23 protein-coding genes and 2 tRNA genes are annotated in these 15,132 nt (G+C 48.5%); 24 read left to right on the plus strand and 1 reads right to left on the minus strand.

Going from position 1 to position 15,132, the window contains the following annotated elements:
* Nucleotides 1-8 precede the first annotated feature (8 nt).
* The 17 genes from OCV58_RS08420 (at nt 9) to OCV58_RS08495 (ending at nt 10,496) form a co-directional block, all read left to right on the plus strand.
* The gene (locus OCV58_RS08420) at nt 9-230 is read left to right on the plus strand and encodes a helix-turn-helix domain-containing protein (RefSeq protein ID WP_154877555.1); all 222 of its coding nucleotides are present in this window, start codon (nt 9-11) and stop codon (nt 228-230) included.
* Nucleotides 217-558, plus strand: a complete 342-nt coding sequence (locus tag OCV58_RS08425; protein WP_154877556.1) for a LysM peptidoglycan-binding domain-containing protein — start codon at nt 217-219, stop codon at nt 556-558. Before OCV58_RS08420 ends, OCV58_RS08425 begins: the two co-directional genes overlap by 14 nt.
* Nucleotides 559-604: 46 nt before the next feature.
* Complete coding sequence (locus OCV58_RS08430; RefSeq protein ID WP_154877557.1) at nt 605-1,096, plus strand: helix-turn-helix domain-containing protein; 492 nt, start codon at nt 605-607, stop codon at nt 1,094-1,096.
* 61 nt (nt 1,097-1,157) lie between these two features.
* Entirely contained in the window at nt 1,158-1,487 is a 330-nt protein-coding gene (locus tag OCV58_RS08435) for a hypothetical protein (protein WP_154877558.1), read from the plus strand.
* Between the two features lie 2 nt (nt 1,488-1,489).
* Nucleotides 1,490-2,428, plus strand: coding sequence for a YqaJ viral recombinase family nuclease (locus tag OCV58_RS08440; RefSeq protein WP_267312858.1), 939 nt, complete (start codon nt 1,490-1,492; stop codon nt 2,426-2,428).
* Between the two features lie 65 nt (nt 2,429-2,493).
* Entirely contained in the window at nt 2,494-3,435 is a 942-nt protein-coding gene (locus OCV58_RS08445; protein ID WP_154877559.1) for a phage-derived integrase/recombinase RecT, read from the plus strand.
* A 62-nt stretch (nt 3,436-3,497) separates the two neighbouring features.
* Nucleotides 3,498-4,106: a 3'-5' exoribonuclease YhaM family protein gene (locus OCV58_RS08450; RefSeq protein ID WP_107196350.1), complete on the plus strand. Its 609-nt coding sequence runs from the start codon at nt 3,498-3,500 to the stop codon at nt 4,104-4,106.
* Between the two features lie 3 nt (nt 4,107-4,109).
* Complete coding sequence (locus tag OCV58_RS08455) at nt 4,110-4,721, plus strand: hypothetical protein (protein ID WP_154877560.1); 612 nt, start codon at nt 4,110-4,112, stop codon at nt 4,719-4,721.
* A gap of 18 nt (nt 4,722-4,739) precedes the next feature.
* Nucleotides 4,740-5,048: an HNH endonuclease gene (locus tag OCV58_RS12235; RefSeq protein ID WP_353866912.1), complete on the plus strand. Its 309-nt coding sequence runs from the start codon at nt 4,740-4,742 to the stop codon at nt 5,046-5,048.
* Nucleotides 5,045-5,971, plus strand: coding sequence for a Lin1244/Lin1753 domain-containing protein (locus tag OCV58_RS08460; protein WP_154877561.1), 927 nt, complete (start codon nt 5,045-5,047; stop codon nt 5,969-5,971). The genes OCV58_RS12235 and OCV58_RS08460 overlap by 4 nt, the downstream gene beginning before the upstream one ends.
* Nucleotides 5,940-6,542: a replicative helicase loader/inhibitor gene (locus tag OCV58_RS08465; RefSeq protein WP_154877562.1), complete on the plus strand. Its 603-nt coding sequence runs from the start codon at nt 5,940-5,942 to the stop codon at nt 6,540-6,542. The genes OCV58_RS08460 and OCV58_RS08465 overlap by 32 nt, the downstream gene beginning before the upstream one ends.
* Entirely contained in the window at nt 6,539-6,742 is a 204-nt protein-coding gene (locus tag OCV58_RS08470) for a hypothetical protein (protein ID WP_154877563.1), read from the plus strand. Before OCV58_RS08465 ends, OCV58_RS08470 begins: the two co-directional genes overlap by 4 nt.
* Before the next feature lie 552 nt (nt 6,743-7,294).
* Nucleotides 7,295-8,521 carry a DNA (cytosine-5-)-methyltransferase gene (dcm, locus tag OCV58_RS08475; protein ID WP_154877564.1) on the plus strand — a complete coding sequence of 409 codons (1,227 nt, stop codon included), beginning with the start codon at nt 7,295-7,297 and terminating at the stop codon, nt 8,519-8,521.
* 73 nt (nt 8,522-8,594) lie between these two features.
* Nucleotides 8,595-9,074 carry a RusA family crossover junction endodeoxyribonuclease gene (locus tag OCV58_RS08480; RefSeq protein ID WP_154877565.1) on the plus strand — a complete coding sequence of 160 codons (480 nt, stop codon included), beginning with the start codon at nt 8,595-8,597 and terminating at the stop codon, nt 9,072-9,074.
* Complete coding sequence (locus OCV58_RS08485) at nt 9,049-9,318, plus strand: hypothetical protein (protein WP_107196339.1); 270 nt, start codon at nt 9,049-9,051, stop codon at nt 9,316-9,318. The genes OCV58_RS08480 and OCV58_RS08485 overlap by 26 nt, the downstream gene beginning before the upstream one ends.
* 269 nt (nt 9,319-9,587) lie before the next feature.
* A complete protein-coding gene (locus OCV58_RS08490; RefSeq protein ID WP_154877567.1) occupies nt 9,588-9,944 on the plus strand; it encodes a DUF4406 domain-containing protein in 357 nt (118 codons plus the stop codon).
* 45 nt (nt 9,945-9,989) lie between these two features.
* A complete protein-coding gene (locus tag OCV58_RS08495; protein WP_154877568.1) occupies nt 9,990-10,496 on the plus strand; it encodes an RNA polymerase subunit sigma-70 in 507 nt (168 codons plus the stop codon).
* 77 nt (nt 10,497-10,573) lie between these two features.
* On the opposite strand, the gene OCV58_RS08500 is transcribed toward OCV58_RS08495, so the two are convergent.
* Nucleotides 10,574-11,179: a helix-turn-helix domain-containing protein gene (locus OCV58_RS08500; protein WP_154877569.1), complete on the minus strand. Its 606-nt coding sequence runs from the start codon at nt 11,177-11,179 to the stop codon at nt 10,574-10,576.
* Between the two features lie 207 nt (nt 11,180-11,386).
* On the opposite strand from OCV58_RS08500, the gene OCV58_RS08505 reads away from it, so the two are divergent.
* The 7 genes from OCV58_RS08505 (at nt 11,387) to terL (ending at nt 15,121) form a co-directional block, all read left to right on the plus strand.
* A complete protein-coding gene (locus OCV58_RS08505; RefSeq protein WP_267312859.1) occupies nt 11,387-11,524 on the plus strand; it encodes a hypothetical protein in 138 nt (45 codons plus the stop codon).
* A gap of 156 nt (nt 11,525-11,680) precedes the next feature.
* Nucleotides 11,681-12,454 (plus strand): phage antirepressor, encoded by a 774-nt coding sequence (locus tag OCV58_RS08510; RefSeq protein ID WP_154877570.1) that lies wholly within the window; start codon nt 11,681-11,683, stop codon nt 12,452-12,454.
* The gene (locus OCV58_RS08515) at nt 12,451-12,678 is read left to right on the plus strand and encodes a hypothetical protein (RefSeq protein WP_154877571.1); all 228 of its coding nucleotides are present in this window, start codon (nt 12,451-12,453) and stop codon (nt 12,676-12,678) included. Before OCV58_RS08510 ends, OCV58_RS08515 begins: the two co-directional genes overlap by 4 nt.
* Before the next feature lie 289 nt (nt 12,679-12,967).
* A tRNA-Ser gene (locus tag OCV58_RS08520) sits at nt 12,968-13,063 on the plus strand.
* Nucleotides 13,064-13,066: 3 nt separating this feature from the next.
* Nucleotides 13,067-13,140, plus strand: a tRNA-Trp gene (locus tag OCV58_RS08525).
* An 86-nt stretch (nt 13,141-13,226) separates the two neighbouring features.
* Complete coding sequence (locus OCV58_RS08530; protein ID WP_154877572.1) at nt 13,227-13,739, plus strand: terminase small subunit; 513 nt, start codon at nt 13,227-13,229, stop codon at nt 13,737-13,739.
* 122 nt (nt 13,740-13,861) lie between these two features.
* Complete coding sequence (gene terL / locus OCV58_RS08535) at nt 13,862-15,121, plus strand: phage terminase large subunit (RefSeq protein WP_267312860.1); 1,260 nt, start codon at nt 13,862-13,864, stop codon at nt 15,119-15,121.
* Nucleotides 15,122-15,132 lie beyond the last annotated feature (11 nt).

A 15,132-nucleotide genomic window follows, 5' to 3' on the forward strand; every position in this document is an offset into this window, starting at 1 on the left:
CGGAATATATGATTGAGGATTGCCGGATTTATTCGGCCCGAGAGATTGCCAAGGTTTTACGGGTTCGGCTTCGTACCGTGTACAAAATGGTCGAGCAAAACCGGATTCCGTATTTCCGGGCAACAGAAAACAGTCAGATACGGTTTGCTGGCTGGCGGATTAAGCAATGGATTACAGATGATTTGATGGTAAATCCTAAAAGAAAGGAGCCTGAAAATGAAAGCGCATGAACGGCACGACTGGCAGGGCATTACTTGCCACGATGCAGCAAGTTACCGGCAAGTTAAGCCGGTAAGCTGGAAAAAGCGCATGGCTGTCACGTTGGCGGCCACCTTGGCCGTCGGTATACTGGCCGGTTGGGCGGCAACGCAGCAAGTTACGACGCCGCCCGCGGTCTACACGGTGCAGGCCGGAGACACGCTTTGGAGCATTGCCGAGCGGTTCGCTGCCGAAGACGTCGATCTGCGCGAAGCGTACTGGCAGATCATGCAGGACAACGGCCTGAATACCGACGGCGTGATACAGCCGGGGCAGCAGCTCGTCATTTACCGTTACTAAAAACGGCGGCCACAATTTTAGTTTACGGAAAAGGGGGTGAAAGTCTATGAGTTCAGTATTCACACGATTGGCCATTCAGGCCCGGCATAACGCAGGGCTGACGCAGGAGGCCGCGGCCGAACGAATCGGCGTCGCCCTTCGGACGATCGCCCACTATGAAGCGGGCCGCATTCCGGCCGACGACATCGTTGCCCGCATGATGCAGGTGTACCGGGCGCCATACCTAGGGTATGCGTATTTGTCGCAGGAATCGGAAGTCGGCCGGGCATTATTGCCGCAGATTACGAACGTCAGCGGTATCGCTTCCGGGGCCATGCAGATCCGCGTAGCCATCAAAAAAGCGGTCAAGATGTATGACCGCTTGGAAGAAATCTGCTGCGACGACGTCATCAGCCGAGACGAACAACGGGACTATGAACGTTGCTGGTCGGAACTCGACAATCTCATGGCCAGCGTTACGGCCATGAAATTTAGTCCGAGAAAAGGAAAAAGCCCCGCGGGGGCAACCGCAGGGCTTTCAGAGAGAATTAACTTTTGAAAACGTTTTCGTAGTCATTATATCACAACTGCGAAGACGACGAAAGGAGAGAATTTTTCGAATGGTCACACAAACAAGAGATTTGAAAGAATTTGTGAAAGCATTTAATACGAGCCGGAAACTGGGTGACGTCGTCAGCCGGATGACAACGGTCGCTTTTGACGGTAGCTATGGCCGGAGAGCCTTCTACCTTCATCCGCTGCCGCGGCTGACGAAATCAAAATTTCAGTTTTACGTAAATCAAGACCCAGTGAAAAAGGGCGAAACTCCGACGTGGTCGCTTGCAATGATGAGTAACGGCAAGGTCGATCTCGAGACAAAAGAGTCCGGGCTCGATGAGGACACGGTATTACGCCGGATTATGGAAATTATCAAGAGAGAGGAGAATTAACGGTGGATGCTAAATTGATCATGACGGTCGAACAGATGAAAGACCGCGACGTCTGGCGTCAGACGAGAAACCTTGGGATCGGCGGCTCCGACGCCGGCGCTATCATGGGCATGAACCCGTGGAAAAGCAAATATCAGCTCTGGCTGGAAAAGACCGGCCAGGCGGAGCCGGAGGACATTTCCGGGAAAGAATCGGTCTACTGGGGCACGGTCTTAGAGGCTCCCGTCGCCGACCGCTTCGCCGAACTCACCGGGAAGAAGATTCGCCGGGCGGGCATGATGCAGAACGTCAAAGACCCGTGGATGTTGGCCAACGTCGACCGGCTGATCGTCGGCGAAAAGGCCGGGCTCGAATGCAAGTGCACGAACGCCTTTTCGGTCAAGGACTGGAAAGAGGACAACTTGCCGGATAGCTATTACTGGCAGTGCCAGCACTACATGATGACGACGGGCCTTCCTGTCTGGTACATCGCCGTCCTGATCGGCGGCAACAGCTTCGACTATAAGGCCGTTCCCCGCCATGACGACGACATCAAGGCCTTGTACGAGGCCGAGGCGGAATTCTGGCTGAAGAACGTCAAAGAGGGTGTCATGCCGGATATTGACGGCAGCGAATCGACGGCAAAGGCCATTGAAAAGCAGTTTGCCGGAAACAAATCCGACCCGATCGAATTGCCGAGCGAAGCGGCGGACATCTTGCAGCTCCTTCATAATTTCAAGCAACAGGAAAAAGATGTCAAAGCTGCCATTCAGGAGCAAGAGAATAAGCTGTGCGCCATGATGGGCGACTATGAAATCGGCTTCATCGGCGACCAGAAAATAACTTGGAAATGGCAGGACGGCCGTATTACCGTTGACAGTAAGAAATTGAAAAAGGATTTCCCGGAAATCTATGCGCAGGTCACAAAACAGGGCAAGCCGTCGCGCAGGCTCCGGGCTTAATAAGGATGCTGGCTGATCATTTTCGTGAGGTCACGAAAATGGTCGGCCTATAAGGAGGAATAGACATGGCAACAACAAAGGGCGGGCTGGCCGCAAAGCAACAGGAACAGCAGGAATTGAAAAATCCAGCTGAAGTAACGCAAATGCAGAAATTTGTATTGTCGATGAAAAGCCAAATAGATAAGGCGCTACCATCGATATTAACCCCGGAACGGTTTACGAGAATGGTTATGACGGCATTAAGTAATAATCCTAGACTAACGCAATGTACCCCAAATTCATTCGTCGGTGCGATGATGCAGGCCGCCCAGTTAGGACTGGAGCCGAACACGCCCTTAGGGCAAGCGTATTTAATTCCTTATTGGAGCTCAAAAAAGAAATGCTATGAATGCCAGTTCCAAATTGGATATAAAGGGCTAATAGATTTAGCATATCGCAGCGGGCAAGTTCGAGATATTCAGGCTCATGAAGTATATGAACAAGATGAATTTACTTACGAGCTGGGATTAAATCCTAAACTTTGTCATAAACCTGCACTTATCGGAGGAAGAACAAAGAAGATTATTGGGTATTATGCGGTATTCCATACTAAAGACGGTGGATATGGATTTGAAATCATGAGTAAAGAGGACGTTGAAGAACATGCTCGGCAATACAGCGAGGCTTATAAAAATGATAAGCAAACGCCGTGGAAAACTAACTTTGACGAAATGGCCAAGAAGACCGTACTTAAAAAATGCCTGAAATATGCGCCGCTTTCTACTGAATTTGTAAGGTCCCTTACTGCGGATGAAAGTATTAAAAGTATTATTTCTAAAAATATGCTGGAAGTCAATAATGAAATGGACTATATCGATACGAATGCTGAACCTGTTCCAGAAAATACAGAAAAGTTACAGCAGCCGATGCCCAAAACCCCGGCCGTTGATATGACGACCGGCGAAGTATTACCGGAGCAGCCGATGAGCGAGGACGATCGAATTCTGGAAGACTCGCTGAACATTTAGGAGGCCGCCGGAAGGGAGCCGCCTTCCGGCACTGGCACTATTTGGAAAAGGAGAGAATTGACATGACAGAAAAAGAATCTTGGGAAAACATTAAGGATGCTTTTGGGCAGATTGTAGATCAGCGCATTGAACGTAAGGGTATTTCAGACTTGCTGTTCTGGCTGGAAAACGAAACGGATTTCTTTACAGCTCCGGCAAGCACGCGCTTTCATGGGGCGTATGCGGGCGGCCTGGCGATGCATAGCATTCACGTATGCCAGCGCCTCATTCAGTTGTGCCGGACATACAACATTGGAAACAAGGTATCTATTGCCATCGTGTCACTGTTTCATGACGTGTGCAAGGCCAATTTTTACGGCGTCGAAATGCGGAACCGAAAGAATGAAGAAACGGGACGTTGGGAAAAGGTACCTTTTTACACGATTCAAGACCAATTCCCGGCAGGCCACGGCGAAAAGTCGGTCATGCTGATCCAGCGGTTCATGCCGTTGACAAACGAGGAAATCATGGCCATCAACTGGCATATGGGATTCTCCGACGCCCGGGCGCAAGGCTACGCCGGCATGAACGCCGTGAGCGCCGCCTTTGAAAAGTATCCGCTGGCCCTGCTCCTGCACTTTGCAGACATGCAGGCAACGTATTGGGATGAAAAGACGCAAGAGGAGGAATAAATCATGAGTGAAGTATTACAAGGAATGAATATCAAATCGGTCAAATACCTGCATTCGTCGGATAAGGATAAGATAGTTGTCAGTTTTGAAAAGAACGTCAACGGCAACACAGCCGAAATCAAGGCGACCTATTCCGAGCCGCCCCGGCCGGAGTTTGCCGAAGCTTTCGAAGCCTTGCGATCGGATTGTGCGGAAATCTTTGAATTTGATGATGTTATGAAATCAAAAATTATTCTGTATTCTGTCTCGTCGGTCAGAACGACGAAGGACGGCGCGCTGCAAGCGATTATTTCAGTCAAGCTCTACATCAGCCATTACAACAGCTATTCAGCCCTGAATACGCCGATGCTGGTTGAAATGACCGACGAAAATTCTGACATCGTTACCAACGCCTTCCCTGCGGGCACGGCCGATAAGATCCGCAAAGTATTGTCCGAGGCGTATATGTATATTACCGGCAAGCGGGCCCAGATGAGCCTGTTTGAGGATGAGGAAGACGATGACCTTTCTGGCGGCGCCGACAATATGGCTCCTGCTTCCGGCGTGCACACGGAAACGGCACGCAGCGAACGGATCGCGGCCGCCTCTACAGAAAATAAAGCGGTTTTTAATTAATTTGAGGGATATAAGACCTTGAAATTCCCTGAGTGGAAACCGCAAAGGGCAACTAAGCAGAAAATAAATTCCTCTATTTTATCCGTCCGTTATAAGGCGCTGAGAAATTCATCATCAAGTTTTATCAAAAGGATAGATGTTCGAAGCATTATTTTTCGACGAGACGGGTATTCTTGCCAAATTTGCGGCAGAAAAGAAAATCTTACGATTGACCACATCCATTCCGTATATGAGGCAGCTCATGGGAAATATCCCGTAGAGCTGCTTAACACGGAAGATAATTTACAAACACTATGTTGCTATTGCAATGAAAGGAAAGCGCCATGAAAAGAGGGCTTGATTTTTTCTCTTTTGATGTCGACTTTTTCGATGACGAGAAGATACAGTATGTATCCGCTCGATTTGGAATTAAAGGCGAAGTATGTGCGATACGTTTGCTGACGCGAATTTATCGTAACGGGTACTTCTTAAAGTGGGATGAAGACGCACCATATCTATTTGCGAAAGTTGCGGGCAACGGATTTACCCCTGACTTAGTGAACGGAATTGTGGATGAATTGGCTAAGCGCGGCTTTTTTGATAAGGCCCTTCTTAACTCGTTCGGCGTTTTGACATCGCACGGCATACAGCAAAGATACTTTAAAGCCTGCGAACGGCGCAAAAAAATAGAGATTGATGAACGCCTATTATTGGTCGATCCATCGGACTTCAAAAATTTGCAAATTCGCCGGTCTACTTCGTGCTACCATTCCGAGAAAAAATGCCGACATCATGCAGACATTTCGAACCAAAATGCAGACATTTCGAACCAAAATGCAGACATTTCGAAACAAAGTAAAGTAGAAGAAAGTAGAGGAAAGGAAAGGAAAGTAGACGTAGTAAAGGATCCGGCGACAACGCCATATGAGGCCTTCCGAATCTACGCTAATAATATTCATCCCATCAGTTCAGAGATTGAGAAAGATAGGCTTCTGGACTTGATAGACCATTATGGGGACGAGTGGGTATGCAAGGCCATCGAAAGAGCGGTCATGCGGAACAAGCGGAATCTGGGCTACATTATCGGCATTCTGCGGCGTTGGGAGACCGAAGGATATGACGACGACACCGCTTATAACTCCCGGAATCCCCAACATAACCAGCGAAAGGCAGGTAAGCAGCAGGCTATTTCTGCTGTACAGAATTTAATGGCACGATACGAACAGGAGGCGCAAGAATATGACGAGGAAGAAGACGATGGCGGAAATTAAGACCTTGCAGGCATTGGCTTTTTTGCAGTTGGCCTATACCAGAGATTTGAGCGAGGAACAACTTGATTTTTATGTAGAAATGCTGCGCGACATCGACCCGGCTATCTTGGAAACAGCCGTCCGCAAGCTCATTCAGACCTCGAAATTCCTGCCGACGATCGCAGAAATACGCAGCGCAGCGGCCACACTGGAAGGGCTGGCGTGCGGTACGGCGGAGCTGGACGCTGACGAGGCATGGGGGCAGGTGCAGCGGGCCATACGTAGCGTGGGCTACTATGCCCGGCCGGAGTTTGACAGCGAGGCGCTTATGGAAACCGTCGACAGCCTGGGATGGCAGGAGATCTGCCAGACGCCCGTCGAAGATACGCCGATCCTGCGGGCCCAGTTCCGCCGGGCCTACGAGCAGAATTTAGCCCGCCGGGCTGAGAAAAAGGAATTTCGCCGGGCCATTATACAGGGCGGGAACCAGAAGAAAATTGCCGGGGCCGTGCGGATGCTGAAAGAAAAAATGAACATGAACCAGCCGGGCGGTACCACGCCGCCCCGGCTGACAGGGGGTAATACTCCATGAACAAGCGAAATCATGAGCACTATAAAGACCCGACGCCGTACGACGCCATCAAGAAATTGCAGGCTGAGGCCGACGCAGCGGACGCCCGGCGAATGGACGACGCCCTTCGCATTGCAAAAATGGCCTTCGCGGCGGCAGGGTTTGAACTGGTGGAACGCATTGTCCTGAAGAACGTCAGGACGGGGAAAGTGTACCGATAGGAACATATTGCGGGCATCCGCAAAATGAAATGAGATGAGCAACATGTCAAGAGCATGGGTTTGGAGAATTATTTTTACCGGGCTGCTTATCTTCTGGATTACAATCATAGCCGGTGTGTATTATGCCATACATTAGGTTAAAGGAAGGAGAGAATTACAATGGGCAAACTTTGGAAAAAGACCTGTGCAATTTGCGGGAACGACTTCGAGGTCTACGGATCTTCGTACGCTCAAAAATACTGCAATACGTGCCGGGACAAGTATTTCAAATTCTTAGACGAGTGGGCAAAAGCAGGATACCCCATCAAGACGCATTGCGTCATTTGCGGGGCTCCGCTGCCGAAGCGAACCCGCGGCGCCGGACTAAAGAAAGCAAGCTGTGACGGCGAGTGTTACAAGTTGCTGACCACCTTATACCAGCAAAATGCCAGAATCAAGCGGGAGGATCTGATGGCTCCGCGGTACAGATTGTTAAAATAACTGTTTTCGGCGAGCAAGCCATTCAAATTGCTGAAAAGGTGATACTAAGCGCGAGTCTTGGGGGTGATTGACGTGAATTTTATAGACCTCTGCGCTGGTATTGGTGGTATACGGCTTGGGCTTGAACAAGCCGGGCATACGTGCGTCGGCTTTTGCGAGTTTGATAAATTCGCATTGCAAAGCTATAAAGCAATTCACAACACAGAAGGGGAATGGGGAGCGCATGATATTACGAAAGTTACAGACGAAGAAATCCGGCAACTTGCCGCAACTCGAACAATTGACATTATTTGCGGAGGATTCCCTTGCCAGGCCTTTAGTGTCGCAGGGAAAAAACAAGGTTTTAATGACCCGCGAGGCAATATCTTCTTTGAGATTTGCCGATTTATTAAAATTATCCGCCCGCGGTATTTTGTCTGTGAAAACGTCAAAGGACTTTTGTCTCATGAAAACGGGCGAACTTTCGGAATTATCCTCCAAACCCTGGCGGAATTGGGGTATAGCGTCGAATGGCAGATACTTAACAGCAAAGATTACGGCGTACCCCAAAACCGGGAGCGAGTGTTCCTTGTCGGACATTTTGGAGACGGAGGTACCAGAAAAGTTTTTCCTCTCGACGGAACAAACGGAGAAAATCCTTGCAAATTGCAGGAAATAACGCACGGCGTAGCAGACGCATACCGTGTATACGACCATAAAGGACTAGCCCAGACGCTGAAAAGCGAAGGCGGCGGACTGGGAGGAAAAACAGGCTTGTATACATCGCAGGAATTATGCGTCATAGACAAGCCGGTCGGGACAAGGGGCGGAACTGGTGCGCTGAAAATAAAAAACGTAGGCATAGACTACGCCGGGACCGTGACAGCAAGGTATTACAAAGGATTGTCGGCAAATAGTTGTAATGCCGTCGTATGCATACAAAAAACACACGGCAAAACAACGACGGTAAAAATAAATGAAACGGGGACGCAACAAGCGGCGCGGCTGGATAAAGTCCCGAACGGGATCCGCGGACTATATACGGGCGTTAGCAAAGAGTTTCACCATCCGCCGTTGGTTGATTTAAGCCGGACGTTAAAAGCCGGAAAACATGACGCCGGGATTACCGATGGCATACGAATCCGAAAATTAACGCCCCGCGAATGTTGGCGTCTGCAAGGATTCCCGGACGAGTATTTCGACAGGGCAAAGGCGGCAGGCGTAAGCGATACGCAACTATACAAACAAGCGGGAAACGCTGTAACGGTAAATGTTGCGAGAGCTATTGGAGAACGTCTAAAAGAAATAGAAGGTGATTAACGTGGGCAAGAAAGAGCGTGAGAAGGAGGACGAAACCAATGAAACCGATTGAGCAATGGAGGGGTAAAGAAAAATGAGTGCTACATGGGAGCAGGTCAACGGCAAAACCATCGTCAAAATGACGGTATTCGGCGAGCCCGTCCCGCAGGGTCGGCCCCGCTTCTCGACTATCAACGGCCATGTGCAGGCCATCGACCCGAAGAAGTCGAGAAACTACAAGCAGCTGATCCAGCTGGAGGCGCAGCCCTTATTCTACAAAGGCTTTACAGCGATAGAAGCGGCCAGCCGGTTAAAGCTTCACATCTTCCGGGGCATACCCCAGTCGTGGAGCCGGAAAAAGAAAGAGGCTGCCCTGGGCAATATCCTTCGGCCGACGAGCAGGCCCGATACGGACAACTACGTAAAGGGCGTTCTCGACGCATTAAATGGATTTGTCGTCAAAGATGACAGCTGTATCGTACAGATTGAGGCCGGGAAGTTTTACAGTGACCGGCCGCGGATTGAAATTGAAGTGGAGGAGATAAGTGATGAAATGGATTCGACCGCAAGATGAGTTGCCAGAGGCGAAATATCCATTTCCGGGCGGAAAGTATTCTGATAATGTGTTGATTTGTCAAGATGGGGCGTTTTATATTGCACATTTAGAATCTTACCAACCCGGCGGATACTCTCTTTTTATTACACATGATTTGGAGCCCCACGGCGTGGAGGTGGATGTTGAAGAAGTAACTTGCTGGGCGCCCATCCCGAAGCCGCCGAAGGAATGGCTAAACGATGAGGAAGAACCGCCGGCGTAGGCCGAAGACATTTCCTTCATGGATGAAGCCGGAACAAGAGAATACAGATCAGGGCCGACACTATCAAAAAAGCGCCCGGAGCCGCTGCGCATTTTGCGGGCGGCTTTTGGACGCTTACGAATGGCACTGGATGTATGACGAGTTTGGCCAACGCGTGAAGAAGTGCAACAACGAACAAATTTGCTACAGTCAGCGGCGGAAGACTGCCGAAGAAGCCTTCCGGGAAGCGCTGCGGCGGAATCATAAAGGGAAAGGACGTTGGAAAGAACATGAAACCATATCATAACATGCTCAGAATTTATATTTCGCACCCATTTTCAGGGGACGAGAAAGAAAACCGCAGGCGGGCGAATAACATCGCCTGGGCGCTGACGATGAAATACCCGGATACCCTGTTCATCAACCCGCTGGATGCGATGCGGTACGCCGAATATGCCGCACTCAGCTATGAACAGATATTGGAGCAATGCAAGTGCCTTCTTTGCGCTTGTGACGCCGTGTATATGGCCGGGGCATATCAATATAGCCGGGGATGCACCGAAGAGCGCAAAACGGCCATAACGGAAAGAATTCCGGTACTTACGAACGGGGATGAGCTAAAGCATTTTATCGAATCGCACCATTAGCCAGGGCAACGGATTTTTATTTTGAAACATACGGAGGGGATAGCTATGCATCACAATGATTATACGGTCGTCGTTCGGCAGTATTTAGCACGATATAACCGTTTTAAAACCTACGTCGAAAACGTCAAGGCGGATATTGCCGACTATGAACAGCAGCTTGCCATGACGGCCGCGCCCAAGGTTCCCGTATTATCCCCTTCCGGCGGAGGAGGAGGCGGGGAAAATATCAGCCAAGAAGAACGGGAATACATGAAGAAGGAAGAAATCGTGGCGAAAATTCAGCGGCTCAAGAAGGACATCGCGAAGATAGAGCCCGTTTTAAAACGTTTGAGCCGGTCGCTGGAGGCGCTGGACGAAACCGACCGGGACATCGTAACCCGGCGCATGATTTACAATGAATCGTGGCGAATGATCGCAAGCGACAACGCCGTGAGTGAAGGCTACTGCCGCCGTCGGCTGCCGAAGATCATCGAAACGCTGGCGAGCATGATGTTTGGCCCTAAGGCTATGCCGGTACAAACGGAGCTAGTATTTTTAGAGGCGGATGTATGATTTAGGGTGAAGGGATTTACTATATAGGTACGCTATCATTAAAATGCCGCAGAAGCGGGGGCTTCTGCGGTGGAGGGTTATTCTTCATCATTTGTATCTTCATTTGCGGGGCGGCCAAAGTATTCTAAATATGCTTGACTATTAGGATGTTGTTTCAACATCTCTTCATATTTCCGCAATGTCTCTTTCTCTTCAGGGGTAAAGTGGATAGCTGATGTAGCCGTTGCCCCTTCATTACGTGATTTTTTCCAACAATCGTGTAACCAGTTTATAATTTTATTTGATAACGTTATAGAATTTAGGGGATTAGATAAAGATATTATTTGATCTACGATGGTTTGTACAGATTTGATAAAGTCTTCCTGTTCCATTTCGGCATATGGAAATCCATTTTTGCTTTTAATTTTTATTCTATTGTCTTTCAATTTTTCAATCTGAAATCCTAATGTGGTTAAAATGCTACACAGACGATTAAATTCAGAAGGTTCATGACCTATGAGATAGTCAATAGATACATTGAGTGTATCTGCTATTTTACATAAGATTTCATATTTTGGTTCTCTGCCTTTATTTTCATATGCCATGTATGAAGGATAGGGTACTCCCAACGCTTTAGCAAAATCTTTTGCAGACGAGTAGCCTGCTTGTTTACGACACATTTTTAGTCGTTCTTGAAAATTCATGTAAACGCCTCCTTTGTTTATAATATATCCTATTAGAATATATACGTCAAACGTAAATAGTTGAATGGATATTGACAAAGTTATTTTATCAGGATATAATTTAATTGTTAAAAATCCTTTTTGGATATATTAGGGGTGATACATATGAGACAAACACAGAGTATTGTAAGGCCTAATTTACGTTTGGGGTGCAGTCTGGGAGCCGTTATGAGATACCATACGACAGCGAACCGCACTACCGCCGCTATTTACATCGGGGAACTGGTCTACGATGACTTGAAAAAGCGGTATCCAGAACTGATGAAGAATATTCCAAAATCGGAAATCTTCATTCCGGCAAAGTAAAAAGCCGCCTGCTTTTGCAGAAGCAGACGGCCAAAGGCTACAATAAAGAACCTAGAAACAACTTTATTGTAGCCTACTTTTACCGAAAAGTAAATGAATTTGCGTTGCTTATTTTGCAGAAGTATGTGCAAATTTTAGGAAAGGCAGGTTACAAACATGGAAAACACGTTGCAGGTTTTCAAAAGCACTGAATTTGGCGAATTCAGAACGGTAGTTATTAATAATGAGCCATGGTTTGTTGGGAAAGATGTAGCAAGCATTCTTGGATACGCAGACACTTTTGGTGCATTGAAGAAACATGTAGATCTTGAAGATAAGCAAAACTGCCAAAATGACAGTTTTGAAAGTCCACGAGGATTGACCGTTATCAACGAAAGCGGCTTATATAGCTTAGTTCTATCTTCCAGACTACCGACGGCGAAGAAATTCAAACGCTGGGTGACGTCTGAAGTGCTGCCGTCCATCAGAAAGACAGGAGGGTATCATCTTCCTAATTTTGCCAATCCGGCAGAAGCGGCTAGAGCGTGGGCAGACCAGTTCGATGCGCGGCAGCGGGCTGAAAAGCAAATCGAACAGGACAAGCCGAAAGTATTATTCGCTGATTCAGTCAGCGTAAGCCATACGAGTATACTCATCGGTGAGCTGGCAAAGCTGTTGCAGCAAAACGGCGTACCTATGGGACAGAATCGGTTATTCCAATGGCTGAGGGAAAAAAGCTATCTGATTCGCCGCAAAGGGACGGACTACAACATGCCGACGCAGCGGGCCATGGAAATGGGCTTATTCGAGGTCAAGGAAACCGTTGTCAGCCATTCAGACGGGCATACGTCTATCAGCAAGACGCCGAAAGTCACTGGAAAAGGCCAGATATACTTTATCAATAAGTTTCTGGAAAGCGCAAAGCTGGCGAAGGCAGGTGGCGAACGATGAAGGAAGTCGGGGCTCGGTTAGGCTTTAATCTTGGGTTCATTGACTATATCGTACTGACGGACGGCACGGTCGTTCGTAACATGCATCGATTATTTAATGCGCCGATACCGTCGGAACAACAGCTGGAAACCATGTTCGGGGTATTTAGCGAAGAAGCGCCGAATTATTTTGAAAAGGCTACGCCGGCGTGGTCAAAGTACGGGATTATACCGGGCATGAAGTAACTGCATACTCATTAGAGCAATGTGAGGATTTCTCATATTGCTCTTTTTTTATTATTGGAAAATAAAGTTCATTGGACATATATGGGATTTTTATGGCAGTAGTAAAACCGTACTTTAGTACTGAATTTGTGGATAATTTGTGAATAACAATGCTTGAGCGGCGATTTTCGACAGAAATCGGCAGAATATGAGCAGTTTTCGACAGATTTCGGCGTTTTTGTACGATTTTGTATCACTTTTCGGCAGGACATGACGCAAAACTTGTGCTATACTAAGAGCGTGGAAATTTGGATGGTTGGCCGAGAGGTTAAAGGCAGCATTTTGCTAAAATGAAGCACGTGCCAAGCAGCACGCGCCGCAGGTTCGAATCCTGCACCATCCGCCATACAGGGGGGTAGTTCAATGGTAGAACAACGGTCTCCAAAACCGTGAATGCTCGTTCGAATCGGGCCCGTCCTGCCAAGTTTAATAGTTATCAGCTCATCGATGTGATGGGCTTTTTTTTATTGCTTTTTATCAATAATACATGAGGCGGTGGTGAGCATGTAATGAAATTAACGGAACGGCAGCGGCGGTTTGTAGAAGCGTTTATTGAAACGGGAAATGCCGCAGAGGCGGCGAGACGGGCCGGGTACAGCAAGAAAACGGCTCATGTGACAGGCGTTGAAAACCTATCAAAACCTAATGTGAAAAAAGCTATCGAAAAACGGCTAAAAGAAATCGAAGCGCAAAAAACGGCAACGCCGGAGGAAGTTATGCAACATCTATCTGCGGCCGTGCGCGGCGAGTTAAATGAAGATGTAGTCGTTGTGGAAGGCACGGGCAAAGGGTTTTCTAAAGCCAAGGTCATTACGAAGAAGATCGGCGAAAAAGACCGGCTAAAGGCCGCCGAGCTATTGCTCAAACGCTATGCGTATACGTCGACAGAATCAAAACGCGAACAGGAGCTACGAATACAAAAACTCGAAGCCGAGCTTAAAGCATTGAAGGCGGAAACGCCGGACGAATCGCAAGGCGAAGAGATAGTACAGATTTATTTGCCGGATAACGGCAGAGGCTAAGGCGGTGATGATATGTCAATATTAAGACCCCAGCAGGGGCCGCAGGAAAAGTTCCTATCCAGTTCGGCAGATATTGTGATATACGGCGGCGCCGCCGGGGGCGGCTAGGCAAGACCTACGCTTTGTTACTAGAACCGTTGCGCCATATTGATAATCCCCGCTTTGGGGCAGTTATTTTCCGTCGCGATAGCGGCCAAATAACGAATGAAGGCGGATTATGGGATAACGCCAAACAAGTATACGCTGGATTGCGTCCTATTTTCCGGGAAAGCTCGCCGCAGCGCGTCATATTCCGTTCCGGGGCCAAATTGACGTTGAATCATCTACACGAAGAAAAAAGCGTGCACGGCTATCAAGGGGCGCAGATCCCGCTTATTGGGTTTGACGAGCTGACCCATTTTACGGAAAAACAGTTTTTCTATATGTTGTCGCGTAATCGTACAACGTGCGGCGTCAAACCATATGTACGGGCTACGTGCAATTCCGATTCGGATTCTTGGGTGGCCCGCTTCATCGCATGGTGGATCGACGAGAAAACAGGATATGCGATTCCTGAGCGGTCAGGCGTAATTCGCTATTTTATCCGTATTGACAACAACATTATCTGGGGCGATTCGCGGCGGGAACTGGCGGAAAAGTACGGCATACAACCGGAACTTTGCAAGAGCGTGACGTTTATCAGCTCAAGCGTCTTTGACAATAAGATTCTTCTTGCTGCGGACCCCGGCTATTTAGCGACATTGAACTCGTTGAGCCTTGTAGAGCGCGAGCGGCTTCTTTCCGGTAACTGGAAAATAAGGCCGGCGGCCGGGTTATATTTCAAGCGAGATATGTTCCAAGTCGTCCACGAAATACCGGATAAGATTGTCAGCGTAGCGCGAGCTTGGGACTTGGCGGCAACGGCGATTACGCCGGAAACTCCGAATCCAGACCGCACCGCCGGCGGTTTAGTGGCAAGGCTGAGAAACGGACAGTTCATTATTTTAGACGTTCGGCGTCGGGCAATCAATGCGGCGTCTGTACGGGAACTCGTCAGGCAGACTGCTATTACTGACCGGGCAGTATACCGGTGCAATACGATATTGATTCCACAAGACCCGGGGCAGGCCGGCAAGGAACAGGCGCAAAGCTATGCAAAAATGATGAGCGGCTTTTCTATAAAAACACATACCGTCACGGGAAATAAAATTACGAGAGCTGAACCCTTCGCGGCGCAAGCGCAACATGGGGGCATATTAGTATTGGCCGGCGATTGGAACGAAGCTTTTTTTGATGAAGCGGAAGGATTCCCAGACGCCCAGCATGACGACCAAATAGACGCCGTTGGCGACGCGTTTAAGGCCGTAGCCAACGCGGCCGATTGGTCGGCTTTAATTTCATGATAGAAAGGGGA

Source organism: Megasphaera stantonii, assembly GCF_025567065.1.
Classification (GTDB): domain Bacteria; phylum Bacillota; class Negativicutes; order Veillonellales; family Megasphaeraceae; genus Megasphaera; species Megasphaera stantonii.